This is a genomic window from Streptomyces sp. NPDC003379 (assembly GCF_053589195.1).
The window spans coordinates 50,354-70,386 of the sequence record NZ_JBSFRK010000043.1; the positions used below are offsets into that span (position 1 = coordinate 50,354).

Consider the following 20,033-nt stretch of genomic DNA (forward strand, 5'->3'; position numbering starts at 1 on the left):
TTCATCGGGGGCCGCCAGGGGGTTGGGCGCCGGGCGGGCGGCCTGCGGGCAGGACGGTCGTGCTCGGCTGGACGTGGGCCGCCTCGGTGCGGTCGCGGGGCCGTTCGGTGAGGGGGGCGGTGGACCGGGAACGGTTCATCGGGGGCCGCCAGGGGGTTGGGCGGCGCCCGGCAGGACCGTCAGGCTTGACTGGATGCGGGCCGCCTCGACGTCGAACTTGGCGATGCGGTCAAGGAGTCGCACCGTGCCGCGCTCCGCGTCGCGGACGCGGACGAGGCGGCGCAGATGGTCCCGCATCGCCGTGTCGCCCGTCTCTCCCGCGAGCCGCCATGCCGTGCCGAGGAGCGCCTCGGCCGCGTCCCGCGCGCCCCGCTTCAGCTCCGCGCAGGCCCGCTCGAAGGTGCGGTGCAGCTCCTCCTCGTGCTGGTAGTGGGCGACCTGGGGGTCGAGGCGGCTGTAGAGGTCGGCGTCGTCGGTCCAGCGCACCAGGACCGGCTGCGCGGCGGGGAGTTCCAGCTGCTGCGGGTGGTCGTCGGCGTCGATCTCCACCTCCGTCAGGAGGAGTTCCTTGCCGAGCTGCGCCGGGTCGTAGGGCGCGCCGACGCAGAGCAGATAGGCGCGGGTCTCCTCGCCGCACGGACTCAGCTCGTACTCCTCGACGGGCCCGGCCGCGCCCGCGTCGACGCCGGACAGGTCGACGCGGGCGGGGGCGAGCGCGGTCCGCACCGGGTGGACCTGCTCGAAGGAGTGCGGGCGCACCCCGGCCCGGTGGTAGAGGCGCAGGCGCAGGCCGGTCACGTCGCGTTCGGCGGCCCGCCCGGTGAGCGCGGCCAGCTCGCCGGGCAGCCGCGTCAGATCCTCCACGGCACGCGTACGGCCGCCCAACGCTCCCGCGATCAATAGCAGTTCCTCCGTCTCCCAGGCGTCCCCGATGCCCACGACATCGCAGTCGAAGGCTTGCGCGCACCGCTCGACGCGTGCGCGCAGATCCTCGCGCGACTCGTATCCGGGCTCGTTCTTGCCGTCGGTGAGCAGCAGCGCGTGGCGTACGTAACCACTGGACCCGGCGCCGGGCAGATCGCGGAAGAGGAGCCTGGCCCGCTCCAGCCAGGTGCCCATCGCGGTGCCGCCGCCCGGTGTGCAGTCGTACAGGGCGGCTTCGGCGGCGGCCCGCGACTCGGCGTGCGCGACGGCGAGCCCGGGCCGCCTCGGGTAGATCATCGCGGTCTTGTCACCCCCGGCGACCAGGGCGAACAGCGCGCCGTCGGGAATCCTGGCCAGCGCGCTGACGGCGGCGGCGCGGGCGGCGGCGAGGCGGCTCGGCGGGATCACCATGGACGAGGAGTGGTCGATGAGCAGCACCTCCGCGAGCCGGGGCCGTGGCCGGGGCGCCCCGGTGGCCGTGTCCGGCGCGGGGGCGCCGGGCCTGCGGACCGTCACCGTGAGGACCGCGTACATCCGCGCCGGTTCCTCCGTCCCCGGCGGACGGGGTCGGGGCAGCTCGACGACCTGGCTGACCTCAAGGCCGACGCGGGCGCGCGGCCCGGCTCCGGCTCCGGCTCCGGCTCCGGCTCCGGACGAGCTCAACCGCCCTGCTGCGTAGGAGTGCTGTTCCTGATCAAGTTCCTGATCTTCTTGCCCGGCCATGGGGTGTCCCTGTGGTGTCGTAAGGCGAAGGGGCGTACCGCGTAGGCGCGGTCCAGGAGGAGTTCGGCGAGCGGCACCTCGGCGTCGCGGGGCGGCGCGTCGCGGGCGGCCTGGAGGGCCAGATGCCGGTAGAAGCGGGACAGGTCCTTGCGCAGCCCGCGCTCGTCGCCGGGGAAGTCGAGCAGCGGATCGGCTCTCGCGGCGACGGCCCGCAGCTCGGCAACGGCCACCCGGGGGGTGCCGACGGGCGGGTCGAGCAGGCGGTGGGCGACGCCCCACACCTCCGCCTTCATCCGTACGCGTGCCTGCTCGTCGGTGAGGCCGTGCGCGGAGAAGAGACCGGCGAGGCCCCGCAGGGCCGTGCCGAGGCCGTCCGCGTCCCGGGCGTGGTCGGCGCGGATGCGCACGGCGGCGGTGCGGGCGGCGGTGCGGTGCCGGGAGTGCTGGGGCACCGCGTCCAGCGCGGCGATCGCGTCGGCGAGGGCGTCGGGGCCGCCGAGGGCGAGCCGTGCGCGGGCGGCGCCGAAGGCCGCGCTGCCCAGCGACGGGTTGCGCAGCCGTACGGCCTCGTAGAACGTCAGGGCCTCGTGCGGTCGCCGGAGGTGCTCGGCGCAGTGCCCGAGGGCGAGCTTGGGCGCGTACTCACCGGGGATCGCGCCGTAGACCCGATCGAAGTGGTCGCGGGCCTCGGCGACGCGGGAGCGGGCGAGCGCGAGCAGCCCGCGGTGCCAGTCGAGCCGCCAGTCGTACGGGGCTCTCGCAGGCCCTATGGCGCCCTCGGCCAGGGCGAGCGCGGTCTCGGCGGCGGACAGGGCGTCGGCGTCGCTGTGCGGCTCCACCCGCAGCCGCAGCCGGCAGCGCAGCAGGTGCACCTCGGGGGAGTCCCGCCAGTCGCCGGTGTGCTGGAGCAGTGCGGCGGGGTCGTCGTCGCTGAGCCTGCTCAGCTCGCCGTGGTGGTCGTCGTCCGGGTCGGGGCGCGGCACGGGCAGGCGCCGTGCCACCTCGGGCGGGCCGGGAGCGGGATAGCGGGGCGCGGACGGCGGGGCGGCCCAGCGCGAGACCTCGGGGGCGGCGCCGAGCCCGCCGTCCAGGGCGTACGCGGACTGGAGGAAGAGCGGCGAGGGCTCGAAGGTCTCCACACCGGTCCGCAGGGACCGCAACTCCCGGAACACGCCCCGCAGTTGCTCCTCCATCTCCCTGGCGGTGGCGAAGCGGTCGGCGCGCCGGGTGCGGGTGGCGCGGCGCAGGGCACGGGCGAGGGAGACCAGGCCGAGCCCGCGGTGCCCGGCGGACGCGTCGTCCAGCGGGCCGAGCGCGGCCAGGTCCGCCAGGTCGTGGCGGGTCGCGCCGAGGCCGCACAGGGTGCGCAGCGTCTCGCCGAGGCTGAACAGGTCGTCCTGCGGCTCGGACTCGCCGTGGTCGCCGACGCTGGGGGCGCGGTAGAGGGAGGTGGTGAGGCCGGGAACGCCCGCGCGGCGCACGCTTCCCACGTCGATGAGCTTGGTGGTGGAGCCGTCGTGCATGACGTTGGGCGGCTTCAGGTCGCCGTAGACCTTGCCGCGTTCGGGGGCGTGCAGATAGGCGAGCCCGGCCAGGATGCGCACGCCGTAGGCGAGCGCGAACTCCCGGAACCGCTCGTGGCCGAACTCCTCGGGGTGCTCGCGGGCGCGGGCCCGCACCTCTTCGAGGTTGAGCCCGTCGACGTACTGAAGGACCAGGAAATCCCCGACGCCCGGGTGGTGCCCGTAGTTGAACACCCGGATGAACCCGTCGTGGTTGAGCTCGACCAGCTCCCTGCGCTCGCCCTTGAGGAGGCTGTACGAGTCCGCGGCGAGCTCCGCGTGCAGCATCTTGATGGCGACGGCGCGGTCGTCGACCTTGGTGTCGTGGGCGAGGCAGACCTCGCCCATCCCGCCGTAGCCCAGGGGCCGCTCCAGACGGTACTGGCCCGCGAGCAGCGTGCCGGGCGGCAGCGGGAGGCCACTGGGGCCGGTGAGGTCGGGGCCCCCGCTGTCCGCGCGGTCCCGGAGGGTGATCTCGGGCAGGACCGTGGGGTCGGGGTTCTCGGCGGGGAGGGTGACGTGGGCGGGGCGTGGCGGGGGAGCGGCGGCGAGGCCGGGGTCGACGATCCAGTGCTGGGAGGACCCGTGGTCGGCGGAGGAGTACGAGGGCCACTCGCGCTCGGACGAGTTCGGGCGGGGCGCCGGTGTTGGCGTGGCCTGTGCGGTCTCCGCCGAGTGCAGCCCGGTCCGCGGGTCGACGCGCTCCCCGCTGGCGAGGCAGTAGCCGGTAGGGGTGACGGTGCCCGAACAACCCGGGTGGGGACAGGACTTGACGGGCGTCACGCGTCACCGTCCGCCTCGGCCAGGCGCCGCACCACCCGTGCGAACGCCTCCACCGCCCGCTCCGCGTCGGCGAGCGGACACGGCCCCGCCATCAGGAGCCGCTGCGCCTCGCGGTAGGGGCGGACCGCGTCGGGGTGCTCGGCGAGGCCGCGCCGGGCGAGGCGGGCCAGGTGGTCGCGGAGGAGCGCGCGCAGGCGCAGATGCTCGTCCAGTACGTCTCGGAGTGCGGTCTCGGCGGCCGTGGCGCGCACCAGATAGGTCTCCACGGCCTGCTCGGCGTACGAGAGCTTCTCCAGGAAGCGCGGCCCGGCCCGCCCGGTGAGCGGACGCAGTTCATCGCTGAGCTGCACCGTCCACAGCGCGGCCCGCGCCGCGTATCCGGTGGCGACCGGGGGGTCCACGACGTGCGGCTCCACGCGGTGGAAGAGGCGCCGGGCGCGCCGCTCGGTGTCGGCGAGGTCGTCGACGCGGGCGCCGATCCGCTGCAGCCACTGGGCGGCCCGTTCGGCGGGCAGCAGTCGCTCTCCCATGGCATGGGCGAAGCCGTGCGAGCCGTCGCGCACGACGAGCAGCAAGCGGGCGCCGCCCTCGGCGAGTTCCCGCAGGATCCGCACCGCGGTGGTCGGTTCGGTCGGGGACCGGTCGGCGTACAACACGGCGACGGCGGGCCGCCGCCCCGGCACCGCACGCCGCCGCCCGGCATGCCGCAACTCGTGCCGCAACACGGCAAGCGCCTCGCGCAACTCGCTCTCCCCGGGGTCGTCCAGGGCGGCACCCTCCAGATCGAGAACGATCCCGAGGCTGCCGCCCCGGGGGGCGATACCGGCACGGGAGAGGTGGGGGGCACCGCCGGTGGTGTCGGGGGGCGCGGGGCCGGCTCCGGCTCGCGGTCCGGGGCGGGGCCGGGGTCCGGCTGCCGGGACGGCGAGCCCCAAGGGGCTGACCGCCAGGTGCGGGGCCTGTTCCCGGTCGGCCATGTTCAGGACGACGTACAGCGCCTGCCGGGCCCGCTCGTCGTCCTCGGCGATGAAGAGGACCTCCGTGTCCCAGGCGTCCGCGTCGCCGTTCAGCCAGCGGGTGACCGTGCGCTGGAGGCCGTGCGGGCGGGCCGCGCGGGTGGCCTCGGCGGAGACGACTCGGTGGCCGGGGACGGCATGCGGGCCCGTCACATACCGCTCGGCGAACCGGCGGAAGTACTTGGCGACCGTGGCCGCCGGAATCATGTACCCGTGCTCGCCGCTCTCGTCGGCCTGCGCGACGATCCCGAGCAACCGGTCGCCGCCCTCCTCCAGCACCCCCGAGCCACTGAACCCGCCCCGCACCCTCCCCGCCCCGGTGAGGTCGATCTGCACCCGCTCGTCGCCCTCCCCGCCGGGGCCCATGCAGGCGCCCGTCAGCCACTGCCCGCCCGACTGGTACGCGGGGAAGCCGTCGATGAGGACCGGGGCGCCCCGGTAGTCGAGCGTGCGGTGCAGCGTGACCGGCGACGGCACGGGCGCCGGCTCGTCCAGGACGAGCACCGCCAGGTCACCCTGCGCCTTGCCGAAGGCGGGCACCCAGTGCCCCGCCGCGACGCTCGCGGTACGGCACGGGGTGCGGGTCAGACCCTGGAGCAGCGGGAACTCGACCTGGACGCGGTCGGGACGCAGACCGGTCGCCGGGTCGCGCACGACATGGGCGCAGGTCAGTACGCGGTCACTGCCGAACAGCACCCCGGCGCCGAGCACATCACCGCTGCCCGACGCGGCCCACCGCCGCAGCCGTACGCGCCAACTCCCGTGATCGGCCAGAGGTTTGACGTCCCCGGCCGTCGCTCCCCGCTCTCGGTCCCCGTCCCCCATGCTTCCTCAGGATAGGCGCGGGGGAGGGCAATGACGCCTGGGCTGCATGGGGAGGTATGGGGAGGTAGTGAGAGAACTCCGCGCGGGTCCCCCCATCCGCCCGATCACCCGTCCGAGACGGGGAACGCCACGTCGCACACCTCGTCCTCGGGCCCGCTCCGGTCCCAGTCGGCGAAGTACACCTCGCGGCACGGCCCCGCCAGGGCGAGCCCGCGCTCGGCGGCCCAGGCCTCCACGGCGTCGTAGGCCGCGATGATCTGCGGGTAGGCGACCTGCGCCTTGGTGATCCGCGTGCAGGCGAGCCGGCGCGCGGGCTCCACCCGTACCACCGCGCCGCTCGCCCGCCCCTGCCCGGCCGCCCACGCACGCGCGGCCGCGGCGTCCACGACCGGCACGCACGACTCGGCGGGCCCGTCGCTCTCCTCGGTCACCTCCGCGTGGTAGACGACGAAGTGCGGGGCGGCCATGCCCCCGCACTCGCCCTCCGCGGCGCGCTCCAGGCGCTCCGCGGAGGAAGCGATCCAGGCGGACAGCTCCCCGGCGCTCACATGGCGGGTCTCACTGAGGACGTGCGTCTCCGGTACGTCCACGGTCTTCACTTCGAATGTCGCGTACAACTCGGCGTTCCTTCCCGACAGTCGTCCACGGAGGTACCGCGCGAGCGTCCGCTGCTCGGCGAAGCGCTCCTCGACCGCCGCCCAGTAGGCGTCGAGCGAGTGCGCCGCCCGCTCCCCGTCGAGCCGCACCGTCTCCGCGATGCCGGCCAGCGGCATGTCGAGGCGGCGCAGCAGCGCGACCGTGCGGGCGTGCTCGATCTGGCCGACCCGGTAGTAGCGGTAGCCGCTGGCCTCGTCGACGTGCGCGGGCTCGAGCAGCCCGAGCCGGTCGTAGAGCCGCAGCGCCTTCGGCGAGAGCCGCGCGCGGGCGGCGAACACGCCGATGGAGAGCAGTTCGTCTTCCGGTTCCGCGTTCAGGTTCGCGTTCACGGGGCAATCCTCCGTCACCGGGCCGGTCGGCCCGGTGACGCAGACTCTGAGGTCTGCCCCAGGGACAAGGTCAACGCCGCCCGCCGCTCGCCGCCCCTCAGCCCCGACCCGCGTACTCACCCCAGATCCGCGGCGGCAGCACGGTCCCGCGCCGCGACTTCTCCCCGCCGACGCCCGACATCGGCAGCAGCCCCGGCTCGCCGGGACGGACCCGGAACAGGGTCACCGCTGTCGACAGATCCTTGGTGAACCCCGTGAACCAGGCCGTCCGCAGCCGGTCCTGCTCCCCCGTGCGGCCCGCCGCGACACCCGGCCCGAGACCTCTGCCGCCCGCGCGCAGGGCGTCGGTGACCTCGCGGGCCACCCCCGCGTCCATCGCGCGCCCCGGGGCGGTCCGCTCCAGGCCGGGCAGGGCCGTGCCGTCCTTGACGACCTCGGTCACCGAGTACGGGTCGTGCCGCAGCCCGCCGCTCGCGAAGGTCCCGTACGCGGTGGCCATCCGGATCGCGCTGGGCGTCGACGTGCCGATGGAGAAGGTCGGCTCCAGGCGGGCCATGCTCCGTGGCAGCAGCCCCGCGGCGACGGCGGTCCGGCGGACCTGCGCCAGGCCGACATCTTTGCCGAGGCGTACGTACGTCGCGTTGCCGCCGGGGAACAGCGCCGTGCCGAGGGTGGGCCGGTCGGGGTCCGGCTCGCCCGCGGACGGACTCAGGGTGCCGTCGGGGGAGTACTGGCTGCCGGCCACGACGCTCTGGCGCGGCACGGGCGCGGCCGCCTCGCGGCCGGCCCCGGCGATCGGCACATCACGTACGGAGACGCCGTGCTGGAGCGCGGCGGCGAGCACGAACGGCTTGAAGGCGGAGCCGGCCGGGACACCGGACGTGTCCGCGTTGTTGGTGAAGTGCTCGGTGGCGTCCGGCCCGCCGTACAGCGCCACCACCGCCCCGTCGGACGGACGTACGGACGCGGCGCCGACCTGTACGTACCGGTCGTCCGCGCGGGTCTTCGGCGCGAGGTCGCGCTCCATGACGCGGTGCACGGCGCGCTCCAGGCGGCGCACCTTGTCCTTGTCGAAGGTGGTGTGGATGCGGTGGCCGCCGCGGGCCAGCTCCTCATCGGTGATGCCGGTGCGCTGCTTGACGTACTTGTTGGCGACGTCGACGAGGTAGCCGGTCTGGCCGCCGAGGCTGGTGGAGCGCGACTGCTTGCGCGGCTCGGGGAAGGTGCGGTACTTCGCCCGCTCCTTCTCCGTCATCAGGCCCACGTCGACCTGCCGGTCCAGGATCCACGCCCAGCGCTCGCGGGCCCGCCGGTGGTTGCCCGCGCTGGTCGCCGGGTCGTACAGCTCGGCGCCCTTCAGCAGGGCGGCGAGCATGGCGCCCTGGCTGGGGTCCAGCTTCTTGGCGGGGATGCCGTAGTAGGCGTGGGCGGCCGCCTCGATGCCGTTGGCGCCGCGCCCGAACCAGCTGGTGTTGAGGTATCCCTTGAGGATCTCGTCCTTGCTCTTCTTGCGGTCCACCTTCAGCGCGATGACGAACTCCTTGACCTTCCGCGTGACGGTCTGGTCCTGGGAGAGGTAGGTGTTCTTCACGTACTGCTGGGTGATGGTGGAGCCGCCCTGCGTCTCCTGCCCGCGGACCATGTTGACGGCCGCGCGGGCCAGGCCCGACGGGGAGACCCCGGAGTCGTCGTAGAACGTCTCGTTCTCGGCGGCGATCACGGCGTCCACGGCGGACGGGGCGATCTGGTCCAGCTCCACGATCTGCCGGTTGACCTCACCGGTACTCACCATCTGGGTGCCGTCGGACCAGTAGTAGACGTTGGCCTCGCGGCGGGCCGCCGCGTTCTCGTCGGGGATGTCCACACTGACGTACACGGCGATGAAGAGCGCCACGACGGCGAACGCGAAGATGCCGCTGGTGCCGAGCAACTGCCGCCAGGAGGGCAACCAGCGACGCACGCCCGCGCGCCCGGAGCGGGGGTAGTCCAGGAGACGCCGACGACGACGGGTTCGGCGCGGGGGGCGCGGACGGTCCGCGCGGTCTGCGGGGGTGGGGTGCCTTTTGCGGCTGGGGCGCTTTGTGCGGCTGGGGTGCTCTGTACGGCCGGGCAGCTCCGCACGGCCCATACGGCCGAGAAGCCCGAGAAGCCCGAGGCGGCCGAAACGGCCAGGACCGTGCCGGCCGCGGCGGAGCGGTTTCTTCCCCTGAGCATGAGACCCCATGTCGTGGGAGAGTGCCCCGCGCGCGGCCGGGTTGGTCCGGATTCCGTTTTTCTCGTGGTGCGAGACGGTCGGGCCGGGCCGGATTCAGCGGATCGGCGCCGGACTCGGCGGACCGCGGACCGGACTCAGCGGATCTTCGTCAGCTCGCCCTCGTCCTTGAGGACGGCGACACCGAGCGCCCAGATGCTGTCGACGCGCTGCCGCTCCTGCGCGTTGGGCCGCGCGTTGGTGCAGGACGGGCCGGGGCCGCCGCCCGACATCAGCTCGCTGCACGGGCCCGAGTAGTGGTCGGGGAGACCGAGGACGTGGCCCGTCTCGTGGGCCGTCACACGCGTGGAGTTGTACTGCTGGTTCTGCCGGTAGTCCAGGAAGATGTAGCCGTGCCCGCGCCCGTCGGTGTAGGCGTAGGAGCCCCGCGAGTCATTGCCCTCGCGGTACTCGAAGTCGGTTCCGGAACTGCCCTCCTGGAGTTTCACGTTGTTCACGGAGGAGTTCCATATCTGGGTGCTCTGCGCTATCTGGCCGCGGAAGCTGGGCGCGCGGCGCGTGCTGTAGGTGACGGTGACGGCCTGGATGCCGGGCTTCGCCGCCTGCTTCTTCAGCGCCGACTTCATGACGGCTTCGAAGAACTGCCGGTTGGCGGCCTGGTCTTCGCCCGAGTACGACGATGAGCTGTACGTCGATGTCCTGTACGCCGAGGCGCCCTGGTCGGCGGCCGGTGCCTGGGCCGGAGCGGGGGCCGCGAACGCCGTGGGGGCGGTCAGGGTGGCCACGAGCGCCGCGGTGCCGAGGGCGGCGAAGACGCCGGTTCTGCTTCTGTGCATGGGGGTGTGTCCCTTCCGGGATGGAGGCCTGCGGGTGCGGCCTCCGGTCGGGACGAGTATCGGGAGCGCGGGCGGAATTGAGCCGATGCCATTAGGCGATAGCGCGAGGGCATCAAGCCCCGTACGCCAGTAAGCGCGTACGCGAGTAAGGGCGTACGCAAGTAAGGGCGTACGTAAGCTCGCAACCGTCTATTGCACGCGCCGGATCCGATGGACGTCGCGTACGCAGAGGTTGAGGACGGTGGCCGCCACGATGACCGCGGCACACACCAGAAGCAGGGACCGGTCGGCGTACGCGTGCGAGAACACCGCGACGACAAGGTAACCGACGGGGATGGCGAGCCGCTCGCCGACCTGGTTGAAGGAGCTCATGCGGCCCAACTCCGCGTCCGGAATGTGCTGTTGGAAGGCGGTGACCCAGGTGACGCCCGCGATGTCCAGCCAGACGCCCGCCAGCGCGGCGCAGAGCAGCAGCCAGGGCAGCCCCAGGCCGAACGCCAGCGCGGCCAGGGGCAGCGCGAGCCCGGCGCCGGCGGCCACGGCCACGGCGAGCAGCCGGCGCGGCTTCCACCGCAGACAGACGACCGCGCCCGCGAGGAGCCCGAAGGAGAACGCGCCCTGGATCAGCCCCCAGGTGCGGGCCCCCGCGTAGTGCTCCTCGGTGACCACCGGGCCGATCAGCTGGTAGCCCGCGAGGAAGGCGGCGACCAGGACCGTCCCCGCGGCCGTGTACGTCCACAGCCAGGTACGCGACCAGAAGCCCGTCCAGCCCGCCCGCAGGTCGGCGAGGGCACTGCTCTTGACGACGGGGGCGCCGAGTCGCAGCCCGAGCAGGAGCAGGGCGGCGACGAGGAACGTGAGCGCGTCGAAGCCGAGCGCCCACGCGGGCCCGCCGGCGGCGACGACCAGACCGCCGAGGACCGGCCCGGCCACCTTGACGGCGTTGGTGGGCAGCCGGAGCAGGGCGTTGGCCTGCTGGAGCTGGTGCGGTGCGACGAGTTGGGTGACCACGCCCTGCGCGGCGGGCGTGGTGAAGGCCACCGCGACGCCCGAGACGAAGCCGCAGACCGCGATCGGGCCCGTGCCCGCGTGCCCGGTGGCCACGACCAGGGCGAGGGCGCCCTGCGCGGCCGCGGCGAGGAGATTGCCGCCGAAGAGCAGCCGGCTGCGGGAGAGCCGGTCGGCGAGGACGCCGCCGACCAGCAGGAAGACCACGGTCGGCACGGTGTTGGTGGCCAGCACGACACCGAGCGCCCCGGCCCCGCCACCCGCGCCGATCACCGCGTACGCGAGGGCGAGCGGCGCCATCGCGGACCCGGCGGCGGAGACGAGCTGAGCGAGGAGGAACCGCCGGAACGGGCCGCTGCGCAGCGGCGAGCGGGGCGCGGCGGGAGACGTGCGCCCGTCAGTGGTGTCCGTGACGCTCATGTTGCCCCTGCCCCCGTGGTGGTCGCCCGTGGTGGATCGCCCCGGCGGGAAGCATAGGTCTAGGTAATCGAGCGTCACCTGGCGTCGCCCAGCGTCAGTAACGGGTAAGAGCGGGCAGGAGAGGACGTGAAGAGAGGAGGACGTGAAGGAACCGTGGTGCCCGCCGAACGCACCATGGCATTCTGGCGCTGGCCCCCCTAGCCCCCGGAGGCGATGTGACGTCACCAGACGTGGATCCGGTAGGACGACCGGACGAGCCGGAGAATCCGGCCAAGCAAGGCGAGAAGGTCGTCGAGCTGCAACGCAAGGTCAGCCAGTTGGAACAGGCTGTCGAATCCCACGCCACGGTGGACCAGGCGATCGGCATCGTCGTCGCGGTGGGCAGGCTGACTCCGGGCCAGGGCTGGACGGTGCTCAGGGAGACCTCGCAGCACACCAACATCAAGCTGAGCCGTGTCGCGGACCTGATAGTCACCTGGGGCTGCGCCGGAGACCTGCCGGAAGAAGTCCGCAGGGCCCTGGACGCGAGCCTGTCGCGCGCCCAGGCGAACTCCGAGTGCTCGGAGCCGACGGCGTAACGGGACGGGCAGGAGGAGACGGAGGAGGGAAGGACAGTTCAAGGGGTTGAAAGGGCAGCTCTCCACGCTGCCTTTCCAACGAGGAGAGCCTGGCGCGGAAGGCACCCGGGCGCCTCCTGCGCGTGGCACCCCGGGTACCCGTGCCGCCCCCGCCGAACCGTCCGGAACGCGGCTATTCGGGGCGCGCGACCGAGCCGCTTCCACTCCTCGACCGGCCGCCCGTACTTCTTCTCGATGGAGGGGAAGTGACTGGCGGGTCCCACGTCACTGCTGCCCGGCCCCCCGCCGGGTGACGACCATACGAATGTCGTCGTCGGCCCAGAGGACGAACCGCTCGACCGGCGTCACCACGTGCCCCGGCGCGGGCGTGAACCGGAACCGCTTGAGCAGTACGGCGAGCACCAGCTGGGCCTCCACCATGGCCAGACCGGCCCCCTCACAGCTGCGCGGCCCGATCCCGAAGGGTACGTAGGCGAGCCTCGGCCGCTTGGCCGCTTCTTCCGGGGCGAACCGCTCGGGGCGAAAGGCGCCGGGCTCGGGCCAGTGGAGGGGATTCATATGGATGGCCCAGAAGGGATAGAAGACAGCAGCCCCACCCGGAACCGCGTACTCATACCCATCCCCCCGAAGGACAAGAGCCTCGGTGGTCTCCCGCGCACCGTACGGCCCGGGCGGGAAGAGCCGCATCGACTCCTTGAGGACCATGTCCAGACAGGTGAGTCGCCGCAGATCGGCGAAGTCGGGCACCGCACGGTCACCGAGTACGCGATCGAGCTCGTCGGCGACGCGTTCGGCCGCTTCGGGATGCAGGCCGAGCAGATGAAGGGTCCAGGAGACGGCGACCCCGGTGGTGTGATGGGCGGCCAGCATCGTCACCATGACGGTGTCGCGAATCCGGGCGGGCCGCTCACCGGCCTCGGCGAGCGCGCCGATCAGATCGCTCCGGTCGGTGCGCCCGAGGGAACGGTGCGCGGCGATCACGCGGTCGACGGTGGCACGCAGATACCCGAGGGCGTCGGCAGCCGGCTCCCCCCGCCCCTCCCCAGGTGTCCGACGGGGCCGCCCCAGATGCTCGGTGAGCACCTCCTCGAACGCGGCGGTGACCCGATCCGGATCCACGATGTCGGAGCCGACGCCCCCAAGCGCGTACTCACAGATCATGCGCAACGACAGCGAGGTCAGATCCTTCTGCAGCGCGACGGCCCCGCGACCGGCCTGCTCGGCCCACCGGTCGGCGAGCTCGACCGCCAGCGCGCTGAACGGCAGGAAATGCCGCTCGTGCGACGGCCGCCCGGCCAACACGGACAGCAGCAACCGCCGCCAGGGCCCGTGCTCCCCGGCGTCCAGCACCTGCAAGTTCCCGGCTTCGCACAGAGGCGCGAGAAACTCGAAAAGCCGCTCGGGCCGCTTGTTCAGGTGGGCGGTGGCCTCCAACAACACAGGATCGGCGACCGACACGACACCCCCGGCCCCGGGAAGCTGAAACCGCACGACGGGCCCGTACCGCTCATGCAGCCACAACTGATAAAGATGCAGCCCACCGGCAGCGGCAACGGCCCCCACCCCACCGTCGTCCTGCCACTCGGGCCCAGGAATACGCGTACGCATGGCTGTACCTCCTCGCTCGGGGGTCAGGCGTTCCACCCCACCACACCGAGGTCCCGACGCCCATGACGCGGCGAAGCTCGGCCACGGCCGAATCGAACCGGTCCTCCAACTCCCTGTAACGCTCGACGGGTCATACCCAGGTCCGACCCCGCAGTTCAGTTCCTGGTCCGACGCCCCGGAGGGACGGTGGAGGCATCGTCGTCGGTATGACGAACCCGACGACATCCACGGCCACCGCGGTCTCAACGCTCGGCGCCCGACTGCGTGGCGCGCTGCCTGTGGAGCGGTGGGAGGGCACCGGCTTCCCCGGACGTTGGGTGGGCGGCACCGCCATGGTGCTCGGCCCACTCCTGATGCTGACCGGCGCGTTGTTGCGGGCCCGCTTCCACTTCTTCTTCCCCGATCAACTCTCCGCGTACGAACGGCACCCCACCCTGATGGCCACCGCATACGGCCTTTTCGCCGCAGGCAACCTGCTGCTCTGGCCCGCTGTGGCGGTGCTGACCGCCCGCATCGGGGCGCGGAGCGCCGGCTGGGGCCTGTGGGGCGGGGTCCTGGTGATGTTCGGGCTGTTCGCCCGCGCCTTTCACGCGGGGGCGGACCACCTGGCCTTTCAGCTGGTGCGCTCCCAAGGGGCCCGGCCCGCCACCGAAACCGTCTCGGCCGGCTACGGCGCCTTCCACGTCTTCGCCACCCTGAACCTCGCCATCCTCGCCGGGTGGGTCGTCCTCGCCCTCGGCGCCTGGCGCACCCGGGTGCTCGGCCCGGTCCGCGCCGCCGCGCTCGGCCTCACCGCGGCACTGCCCCTCGGGGTACTCAAGGGGACCACCCCGCTGTCGCTGGTCGCCCTGGCCGGACTGTGTGCCGCGCTTGTGCCGCTGGGCCTGGCGCTGCTGTGCGGAGCACCCCGCCCCAGCCGGGCGGTGGTGCTGCGCTGGGTGCCGCTGACACTGGTGACGCTCGGACTGATGACGCTGCTCGGACAGGCCGGTTGAGTGCACACGTTCACGTACGGTCGGACCATGAAGCCCAAGCGGCAGGGCCATCTCTACGCCCTCGACCTCGCCGCGGCCTTGGCCCTGACCGCCGTGTACATCGGCTTCGCCCGGCAGACCGCCGACGACGGCCAACCCGCCTACACGGGACCGTTCTGGCTCGGCTGTCTGATCGCCTCCGCGGTCGGCCTGCCGATCGCTGTACGCCGCTGTTGGCCGCTCGCGGCCCTGGGAGCCGTCCTGGCCGCCCTGGCCACGGCGTCGCTCCTCGACATCCCGCGTGAGCCGTACGCTGCCGCCGGGCTCGCGGCCTACCTCGTCGGAGCGGCCGAGCCGGCCCGCCGGTCCGTGCCCGCACTCGCCGTGACGCTGCCGGTGGCGTGCGGTGCCGTGTATCTCGGCGAGGCGGTGGTCACTCCCGCCGAGGACTGGCGGGGTGCCGTCGGGCTGGCCGGGCTCGTGCTCCTGGTGATCGGCGGGGCTTGGGGCGTGGGGTTCATTGCGCGTGGCCGCCGGGCCGGGACCGCCCGGGAACAGCGACGCCGGTCGGAGCGCGCACTGGACGAGGAGCGTCTGCGGATCGCCCGTGAGCTGCACGACATCGTCTCGCACAACCTCAGCCTGATCGCCGTCAAGGCGGGCGTCGCCGCGCATGTGGCGGAGGCCGACCCGTGCGAGGCGCGGGCCGCCCTCAAGGTCATCGAGGAGACAAGCCGTTCCGCGCTGGCCGAGATGCGGCGCACGCTCGGCGTACTGCGCACCGAGGGCGCGCCCCTGGGACCCGCACCGGGCCTCGACCACCTCGACGCGCTCGCGGCGGAGGCGAACCGGGCAGGGGTGGACGTCGACCTGACAGTGCACGCCACGAAGGGCCTGGCCGAGGGGACACAGCTGACCGTCTACCGGATCGTCCAGGAGTCCCTCACCAACGCGGTCCGGCACGCCGCCCCGACCCGCTGCCAAGTCACGGTAGAGGCGGATGAGCGAGAGATCCGCATCGACATCGCGGACGAGGGACGACCGCCCGCGCTGGGGCAGCCCGTCCGCGAACTGCCGCGCGGACACGGCCTCCTGGGTATACGCGAACGGGCGATGATGTACGGCGGCAGCTTCGAGGCGGGCCCCCGGCCCGAGGGCGGCTTCGCGGTGTCCGTCCGCCTGCCCACGGAAGGGAACCGACAACCATGACCGACGTGCCCCCGGTCCGGGTGCTGATCGCCGACGACCAGGCGATGGTGCGCGGCAGCTTCCGGGTCCTCGTCGACCACACGCCCGGCATGACGGCCGTGGGCGAGGCCGCGAACGGAGCGGAGGCCGTCGAGCTCGCCCGCCGCGAACGGCCGGACGTCGTGTTGATGGACGTACGCATGCCCGACCTCGACGGCATTGCGGCGACCCGGCGGATCAGCTCGGACCCGGCCCTGTCCGGCGTCCGCGTCCTCATCCTCACCACCTTCGACCTGGACGAGTACGTCTACGCCGCCCTGCGCGCCGGCGCCGCGGGCTTCCTGCTCAAGGACACCCCGCCGACCGAGGTCCTCACCGCCATCGGCGTCGTCGCCGCGGGCGAAGCACTGCTCGCCCCCTCGGTGACCCGCCGCCTGATCGCGGAGTTCGCCCGCCGCCCGGAGCCCGCGCGCCCACCCAGCCGCTCGCTGGACGGGGTCACCGACCGGGAGTTGGAGGTGCTCGGCCTGATCGCGCGGGGTCTGTCCAACACAGAGATCGCGGAGCACCTTCATCTGAGCCTGGCCACGGTCAAGACCCACATCGGGCGCTTGCTCGCCAAGCTGTGTGCGCGTGACCGTGCCCAACTCGTGATCGTCGCCTACGAGACCGGCCTGGTGGGCGACCGACGGCGAGACCCCGAAGCCCTGCCGCCCGCTGGGACGACAGGGCTCTGACCTGTCGAACAGCAGCCAGATTTCCTTGCAGGCATCACGGTCGTGCTTGGCCTCCCAACGCATCGTCCCGCCCCGGCAGGTGGCCGTCAGGTTGAGCTCGGCCCATGTCAGCGGGTGAGCCCGCACGGAGGGGCCCTTTCGTCATGCCCGAGGTCAGTCGACGAGTGCCTCTGCGCCGTGCGCACGGGCGATCTCATCAATCGCGTGATGGCCGATGAGGCGCTCGACATCGGCGACGTGCGCGATCATCGCGACGCCACCGTGATAGCGGATTCCGTATGCCCTCGTGATCCCGTCGCCGTCGCCGCCGCGTCGCCGGCCTGGCAGAGCATCGAGTGCGATCACTACCTTGATCCACATGGCAAGCCAGATCATCACCCTTATTGGCGTCCTGTTGGGCGCCGTCACTTCCTTCTTCGCCACGAGCCTGGCGGAGCGTGCCAAGTTCAGGCAGACCCTGGCCACGCGGTGGGATGAACGCAAGCTCGACACGTACATCGAGTACATCTCCTGCGTGAAGGGAGCGAATCGGGGCGCCAAGCAGGCGCTCGAAGCATATGAGCGTGGCGAGAACACTGCCGAACTGTTGGCGGAGATGGATGCTGCTGAGGCCCGGCGCTCCGTCGTGTTCGAAGGCTTTGTACTGCTGGTGGATGATGCGGCCTCTGAGGCTGCGGCGACAGTCAATGAGCGGCTCTGGGCACTGCTGCGATGCGCTCGGGACCCCGCTGGCGCTTCTGCTGCTGTCCGCCGGGAGTTGAGTCCTTCGCTCATTGAGGCACTGAACGGTCTCCACAAGGCAGCACGATCGGACCTGGCGATAGGCAAGACCCTGAGACCGAGGTAACGGCGTCTCCTGAGCGGTCTGAGCTTGGGCACACCGGCCTGGCGGAGCACGTTAAGGTATCCGCACGATGGGAGTTCTGTCGCCCTGGAGGAGTGCTCCGCGGGTGCGGATGCGGTCCTCGCGCCACGCTCCTCACCGCTGCCGGGGTGGCTCCCCGCGTCGTGATGGAGATTTTCGGGCGCTCTCAGATCAGCATCACCATGGACGTCTACACACACGTCGTCCAGGACACGCGGCGCGAGGCCATCAGCCACATGGATCGGCTGCTCAAGAGGCGCCCCGGTCGTCAGTGACCGCCCGCGTTGATGTCAGAAGTAGATGTCAAAGGCCCCGGACCATGATCGGTCCGGGGCCTTTCGCCTGGTGCCCCCGGCAGGATTCGAACCTGCGACACCCGCTTTAGGAGCGAGGCTTGGGGATCAAGATGATGACCTGGGGTTTCCGTGCCTGGCGCTAGTGCGGCTCATGTACGCGCCGGTTCCCGGGGGTCCCCGTGAGTCACCGCCGGTTCTGGCACGGAAGTGGCACGGCCGTGAGGTCGGTGGAGCGGCTTTGGGCGGGAGCTGCTTTGGGGCGAGGGATCATGGCCCCTTAAGCTCATCGCGATTCGGGCAGTCACTGGACCTGCCCGCAAAGTCCGAATCGGGGCCATGATCTTAGAGGCTCGCCCCAAAGTGGCTGCCTAAAGCCGTGGAGCCGACCGCCCCTGCCACGGGGCAACGGCCCAGGTAGCGGGTTTGCCCGCCGCGTACCGCCGCCGCGATCCGGCCTATTCGGTAACCCAAAGCGTCTGTGACCTGCTGTGCGGCTATCCCCTGTGCCCTATGGCTCGGTGCTGGGTTTTGGCCGCTGTGTGGGGCGACGGGCGGCCGCCGCCGCGCAGCCGGTGGCGAAGACATAGAGGCAGCGTGGCGGCGGCCGACCGGCGCCGCCGCGCTGTGTGCGGCCCTCGGTCCTTGGATTGATCCCCTTCGGGGGCGGCTCGGGTCTGTGGTCTTGATGGGGTGTGTGTGCCGTGCGTGCGCTTGTGGTCCTACGGCTTCTGAGGTGTTCCCCCTACAAGGCCGGATCGCGGCGGCGGTACGCGGCGGGCTCACCCGCGTAACCAGGGGTCGAAGCCCCGGGAAAAGGGATGGTTGGCGCTCGCGGCTGGCCAAGGGCTGCCGCGAGCGCAGCGAGCCTTGATGAGGTAGAGAAACCTGTAACAGGTCTCCGCTATACCTCAGTTGATGTCGTACTCCGCCGTGAGCTGTCGGCCACCGCCCATGAAGTCGGTGGCGTACTCGATCACTGAACCGTCTTGGTCCCAGTAGTAGTTGGTCATGGTTAGGGCTGGGGTCCCTGCTTCGACCCCAAGTAGCTCGGCTGCGTCCTCGGGGACTGGCTTCAGGGCCACTACATCGCGGCGTCGCACCGCGCGTCGCCCCGTACGATCCTCGATCAGGCCGAACGTCATCTTCGGCAGTGCCTCGGGAACGGCCAACTCGGGCGCGTACTCGGCGAGATCGCCGTGAAGCCACGAGGTGGACAAGGTGATCACTCCCTCGTCGTCCAAGTAGCGACGTTGGCGGCGTACGACCGATGCTCCGGCTTCAACCCCCAGCGCCTCAGCGACTTCAGCCGGTGCCGTCACGACGCTTGCGCTGACGATCTCGACGTGCTCTCCCGGGCGGAACCCGCTGCCGGTGGCCCGCTGAAGCTGGAGGCGGTCCGAGCCGCTGGTGAGCTTGCGCCCGAGATCGACGAACGTGCCTTGGGTGGTTGACCGTACGTACCCCTCGGCCTGGAGTTGCTTGATCCCCTTGGCCGCTGTGGCGGTAGCTACGCCCCACTCTTCGGCGATCTCTGAGATCGAAGGCAGCTTGGTGTCCTGCGTCAGAACACCGTCGACGATCTTCTGACGAAAGTGGTCCGCGATTTGCATGAACGGCGGCGCGGCCCGCTGAACTCGCGGTGTCATTTCTCCTCCGTGATCGTCTACTAGCTCACGGATAAGCGTACCCCGAAAGTGGCCTTGCCATCGTGTGCTAGCACGCGTATACATGAACGTGAGCTAGTACACGTTCCGGGGGCGGCGCTCCTACCGCCAAGCAGATTCGCCGCCCCCTTCGTCCCCGAAGGGAAGTTCCATGATGCCTTCGATGTTGACCGCCCCGCGAATCGTGGCCATCACTCCGGCCATGTTCGCCAAGCTGCCGGACGTGGCGCTGATCCTCGCGCTGTACGCCTCGGACTGCGTGGCCGACCGTCAGCCGGACCCGGCCAAAGTCGCCGCGTTCATGGTCGACGGTGCCGACCGGCTCGGCCTGGCTGAACTGATGAGCCACACCTGTCACCTGGTGGCCTACTGGCAGATGTGCAGCGACGACGCGACGACCCGTGAGGCGCGGGCCGCACACCGCTCCCGCTTCGACACGGACCGGCTGATCCACTGCACCCTAAGCAAGCGTCAGTTCGCGGTCGTCCGGCGTCACCTGCTCGCCCTGGACACTGAGGCGGTGGCGGCATGACCAGCATCCTGGACCGCCCGGAGCGCTGCGGGAACGCCCAGCTGCTCGACTCCGCCGCCAATCTGGCGCCGCTGACGCACGATGAGCTGACGGTGGCTCTGTATGCCTCGGACCAGTACGCCCGTCCCTTCTGCTCCCTCGATGAACTGCGGGCCTCCGCCGCTGAGGGGGTAGAGCGGCTGGGTGCCGAACTGGGTGAGTCGGCGCGGCGCCTGGGCGGCTTCACGTGGATGCAGTCCAAGGGTCTGGCAACGCCGGACCTGGTGGCCGATCACGAGTCTCGTTTCCCCGCTGGC

The 20,033-nt window shown here is 71.9% G+C and carries 17 protein-coding genes and 2 pseudogenes; 8 read left to right on the top strand and 11 right to left on the bottom strand.

The features are described 5' to 3' along the window. Window positions 1-135: 135 nt before the first annotated feature. From ACWDVB_RS31940 to ACWDVB_RS31970, 7 genes are all read right to left on the bottom strand, one after another. A complete protein-coding gene (locus tag ACWDVB_RS31940; RefSeq protein WP_451518425.1) occupies window positions 136-1,587 on the bottom strand; it encodes a hypothetical protein in 1,452 nt (483 codons plus the stop codon). Next, the gene (locus ACWDVB_RS31945) at window positions 1,584-3,992 is read right to left on the bottom strand and encodes a tetratricopeptide repeat protein (protein ID WP_451518426.1); all 2,409 of its coding nucleotides are present in this window, start codon (window positions 3,990-3,992) and stop codon (window positions 1,584-1,586) included. Before ACWDVB_RS31945 ends, ACWDVB_RS31940 begins: the two co-directional genes overlap by 4 nt. Then, window positions 3,989-5,833 carry a trypsin-like serine peptidase gene (locus tag ACWDVB_RS31950; protein ID WP_451518427.1) on the bottom strand — a complete coding sequence of 615 codons (1,845 nt, stop codon included), beginning with the start codon at window positions 5,831-5,833 and terminating at the stop codon, window positions 3,989-3,991. Before ACWDVB_RS31950 ends, ACWDVB_RS31945 begins: the two co-directional genes overlap by 4 nt. A 104-nt stretch (window positions 5,834-5,937) precedes the next feature. Then, window positions 5,938-6,819: a MerR family transcriptional regulator gene (locus tag ACWDVB_RS31955; protein WP_451518428.1), complete on the bottom strand. Its 882-nt coding sequence runs from the start codon at window positions 6,817-6,819 to the stop codon at window positions 5,938-5,940. A gap of 97 nt (window positions 6,820-6,916) precedes the next feature. Then, a complete protein-coding gene (locus tag ACWDVB_RS31960) occupies window positions 6,917-8,779 on the bottom strand; it encodes a transglycosylase domain-containing protein (protein ID WP_451518429.1) in 1,863 nt (620 codons plus the stop codon). Window positions 8,780-9,168: 389 nt separating this feature from the next. After that, window positions 9,169-9,867 (bottom strand): snapalysin, encoded by a 699-nt coding sequence (gene snpA / locus ACWDVB_RS31965; RefSeq protein ID WP_451518430.1) that lies wholly within the window; start codon window positions 9,865-9,867, stop codon window positions 9,169-9,171. A gap of 189 nt (window positions 9,868-10,056) precedes the next feature. Further along, window positions 10,057-11,295: an MFS transporter gene (locus tag ACWDVB_RS31970; RefSeq protein ID WP_451518431.1), complete on the bottom strand. Its 1,239-nt coding sequence runs from the start codon at window positions 11,293-11,295 to the stop codon at window positions 10,057-10,059. A 215-nt stretch (window positions 11,296-11,510) separates the two neighbouring features. On the opposite strand from ACWDVB_RS31970, the gene ACWDVB_RS31975 reads away from it, so the two are divergent. Continuing rightward, the gene (locus tag ACWDVB_RS31975; protein WP_451518432.1) at window positions 11,511-11,873 is read left to right on the top strand and encodes an ANTAR domain-containing protein; all 363 of its coding nucleotides are present in this window, start codon (window positions 11,511-11,513) and stop codon (window positions 11,871-11,873) included. A 182-nt stretch (window positions 11,874-12,055) separates the two neighbouring features. Here ACWDVB_RS31975 and ACWDVB_RS31980 read toward each other — a convergent pair. Both ACWDVB_RS31980 and ACWDVB_RS31985 read right to left on the bottom strand, forming a co-directional pair. Further along, window positions 12,056-12,136: pseudogene (locus tag ACWDVB_RS31980) on the bottom strand (DUF4287 domain-containing protein); the annotation flags it as partial. Window position 12,137: 1 nt separating this feature from the next. Continuing rightward, window positions 12,138-13,481 (bottom strand): cytochrome P450, encoded by a 1,344-nt coding sequence (locus ACWDVB_RS31985; RefSeq protein ID WP_451518433.1) that lies wholly within the window; start codon window positions 13,479-13,481, stop codon window positions 12,138-12,140. A gap of 206 nt (window positions 13,482-13,687) precedes the next feature. Here ACWDVB_RS31985 and ACWDVB_RS31990 point away from each other — a divergent pair, with 206 nt between their 5' ends. From ACWDVB_RS31990 to ACWDVB_RS32000, 3 genes are read left to right on the top strand one after another with little or no spacing between them, the layout of a single operon-like run. Beyond that, window positions 13,688-14,476, top strand: coding sequence for a hypothetical protein (locus ACWDVB_RS31990; RefSeq protein WP_451518434.1), 789 nt, complete (start codon window positions 13,688-13,690; stop codon window positions 14,474-14,476). A 27-nt stretch (window positions 14,477-14,503) separates the two neighbouring features. After that, a complete protein-coding gene (locus ACWDVB_RS31995) occupies window positions 14,504-15,664 on the top strand; it encodes a sensor histidine kinase (RefSeq protein WP_451518435.1) in 1,161 nt (386 codons plus the stop codon). Beyond that, window positions 15,661-16,380, top strand: a complete 720-nt coding sequence (locus ACWDVB_RS32000; protein ID WP_451518436.1) for a response regulator — start codon at window positions 15,661-15,663, stop codon at window positions 16,378-16,380. The genes ACWDVB_RS31995 and ACWDVB_RS32000 overlap by 4 nt, the downstream gene beginning before the upstream one ends. 153 nt (window positions 16,381-16,533) lie before the next feature. Here the strand turns inward: ACWDVB_RS32000 and ACWDVB_RS32005 are convergent, their stop codons facing one another. Then, the gene (locus ACWDVB_RS32005; protein ID WP_451518437.1) at window positions 16,534-16,755 is read right to left on the bottom strand and encodes a hypothetical protein; all 222 of its coding nucleotides are present in this window, start codon (window positions 16,753-16,755) and stop codon (window positions 16,534-16,536) included. On the opposite strand from ACWDVB_RS32005, the gene ACWDVB_RS32010 reads away from it, so the two are divergent. Both ACWDVB_RS32010 and ACWDVB_RS32015 read left to right on the top strand, forming a co-directional pair. After that, complete coding sequence (locus tag ACWDVB_RS32010) at window positions 16,739-17,227, top strand: hypothetical protein (protein ID WP_451518438.1); 489 nt, start codon at window positions 16,739-16,741, stop codon at window positions 17,225-17,227. The genes ACWDVB_RS32005 and ACWDVB_RS32010 overlap by 17 nt on opposite strands. 122 nt (window positions 17,228-17,349) lie before the next feature. After that, window positions 17,350-17,520: pseudogene (locus ACWDVB_RS32015) on the top strand (site-specific integrase); the annotation flags it as partial. Between the two features lie 929 nt (window positions 17,521-18,449). Here ACWDVB_RS32015 and ACWDVB_RS32020 read toward each other — a convergent pair. Continuing rightward, the gene (locus ACWDVB_RS32020; protein WP_451520022.1) at window positions 18,450-19,187 is read right to left on the bottom strand and encodes a GntR family transcriptional regulator; all 738 of its coding nucleotides are present in this window, start codon (window positions 19,185-19,187) and stop codon (window positions 18,450-18,452) included. Between the two features lie 181 nt (window positions 19,188-19,368). Here ACWDVB_RS32020 and ACWDVB_RS32025 point away from each other — a divergent pair, with 181 nt between their 5' ends. Continuing rightward, a complete protein-coding gene (locus tag ACWDVB_RS32025; RefSeq protein ID WP_451520023.1) occupies window positions 19,369-19,737 on the top strand; it encodes a hypothetical protein in 369 nt (122 codons plus the stop codon). Next, window positions 19,734-20,033 (top strand): hypothetical protein (locus ACWDVB_RS32030; RefSeq protein ID WP_451520024.1); only part of this gene is annotated, 300 nt, incomplete at its 3' end. The genes ACWDVB_RS32025 and ACWDVB_RS32030, both read left to right, overlap by 4 nt.

Coding starts and splice junctions, on each gene's coding strand:
- ACWDVB_RS31995 (WP_451518435.1), top strand. CDS start 14,504: ATGAAGCCCAAGCGGCAGGGCCATCTCTACGCCCTCGACCTCGCCGCG.
- snpA (WP_451518430.1), bottom strand. CDS start 9,867: ATGCACAGAAGCAGAACCGGCGTCTTCGCCGCCCTCGGCACCGCGGCG.
- ACWDVB_RS32025 (WP_451520023.1), top strand. CDS start 19,369: ATGTTGACCGCCCCGCGAATCGTGGCCATCACTCCGGCCATGTTCGCC.
- ACWDVB_RS31990 (WP_451518434.1), top strand. CDS start 13,688: ATGACGAACCCGACGACATCCACGGCCACCGCGGTCTCAACGCTCGGC.
- ACWDVB_RS31950 (WP_451518427.1), bottom strand. CDS start 5,833: ATGGGGGACGGGGACCGAGAGCGGGGAGCGACGGCCGGGGACGTCAAA.
- ACWDVB_RS31985 (WP_451518433.1), bottom strand. CDS start 13,481: ATGCGTACGCGTATTCCTGGGCCCGAGTGGCAGGACGACGGTGGGGTG.
- ACWDVB_RS31970 (WP_451518431.1), bottom strand. CDS start 11,295: ATGAGCGTCACGGACACCACTGACGGGCGCACGTCTCCCGCCGCGCCC.
- ACWDVB_RS32020 (WP_451520022.1), bottom strand. CDS start 19,187: ATGACACCGCGAGTTCAGCGGGCCGCGCCGCCGTTCATGCAAATCGCG.
- ACWDVB_RS32000 (WP_451518436.1), top strand. CDS start 15,661: ATGACCGACGTGCCCCCGGTCCGGGTGCTGATCGCCGACGACCAGGCG.
- ACWDVB_RS32010 (WP_451518438.1), top strand. CDS start 16,739: ATGGCAAGCCAGATCATCACCCTTATTGGCGTCCTGTTGGGCGCCGTC.
- ACWDVB_RS32005 (WP_451518437.1), bottom strand. CDS start 16,755: ATGATCTGGCTTGCCATGTGGATCAAGGTAGTGATCGCACTCGATGCT.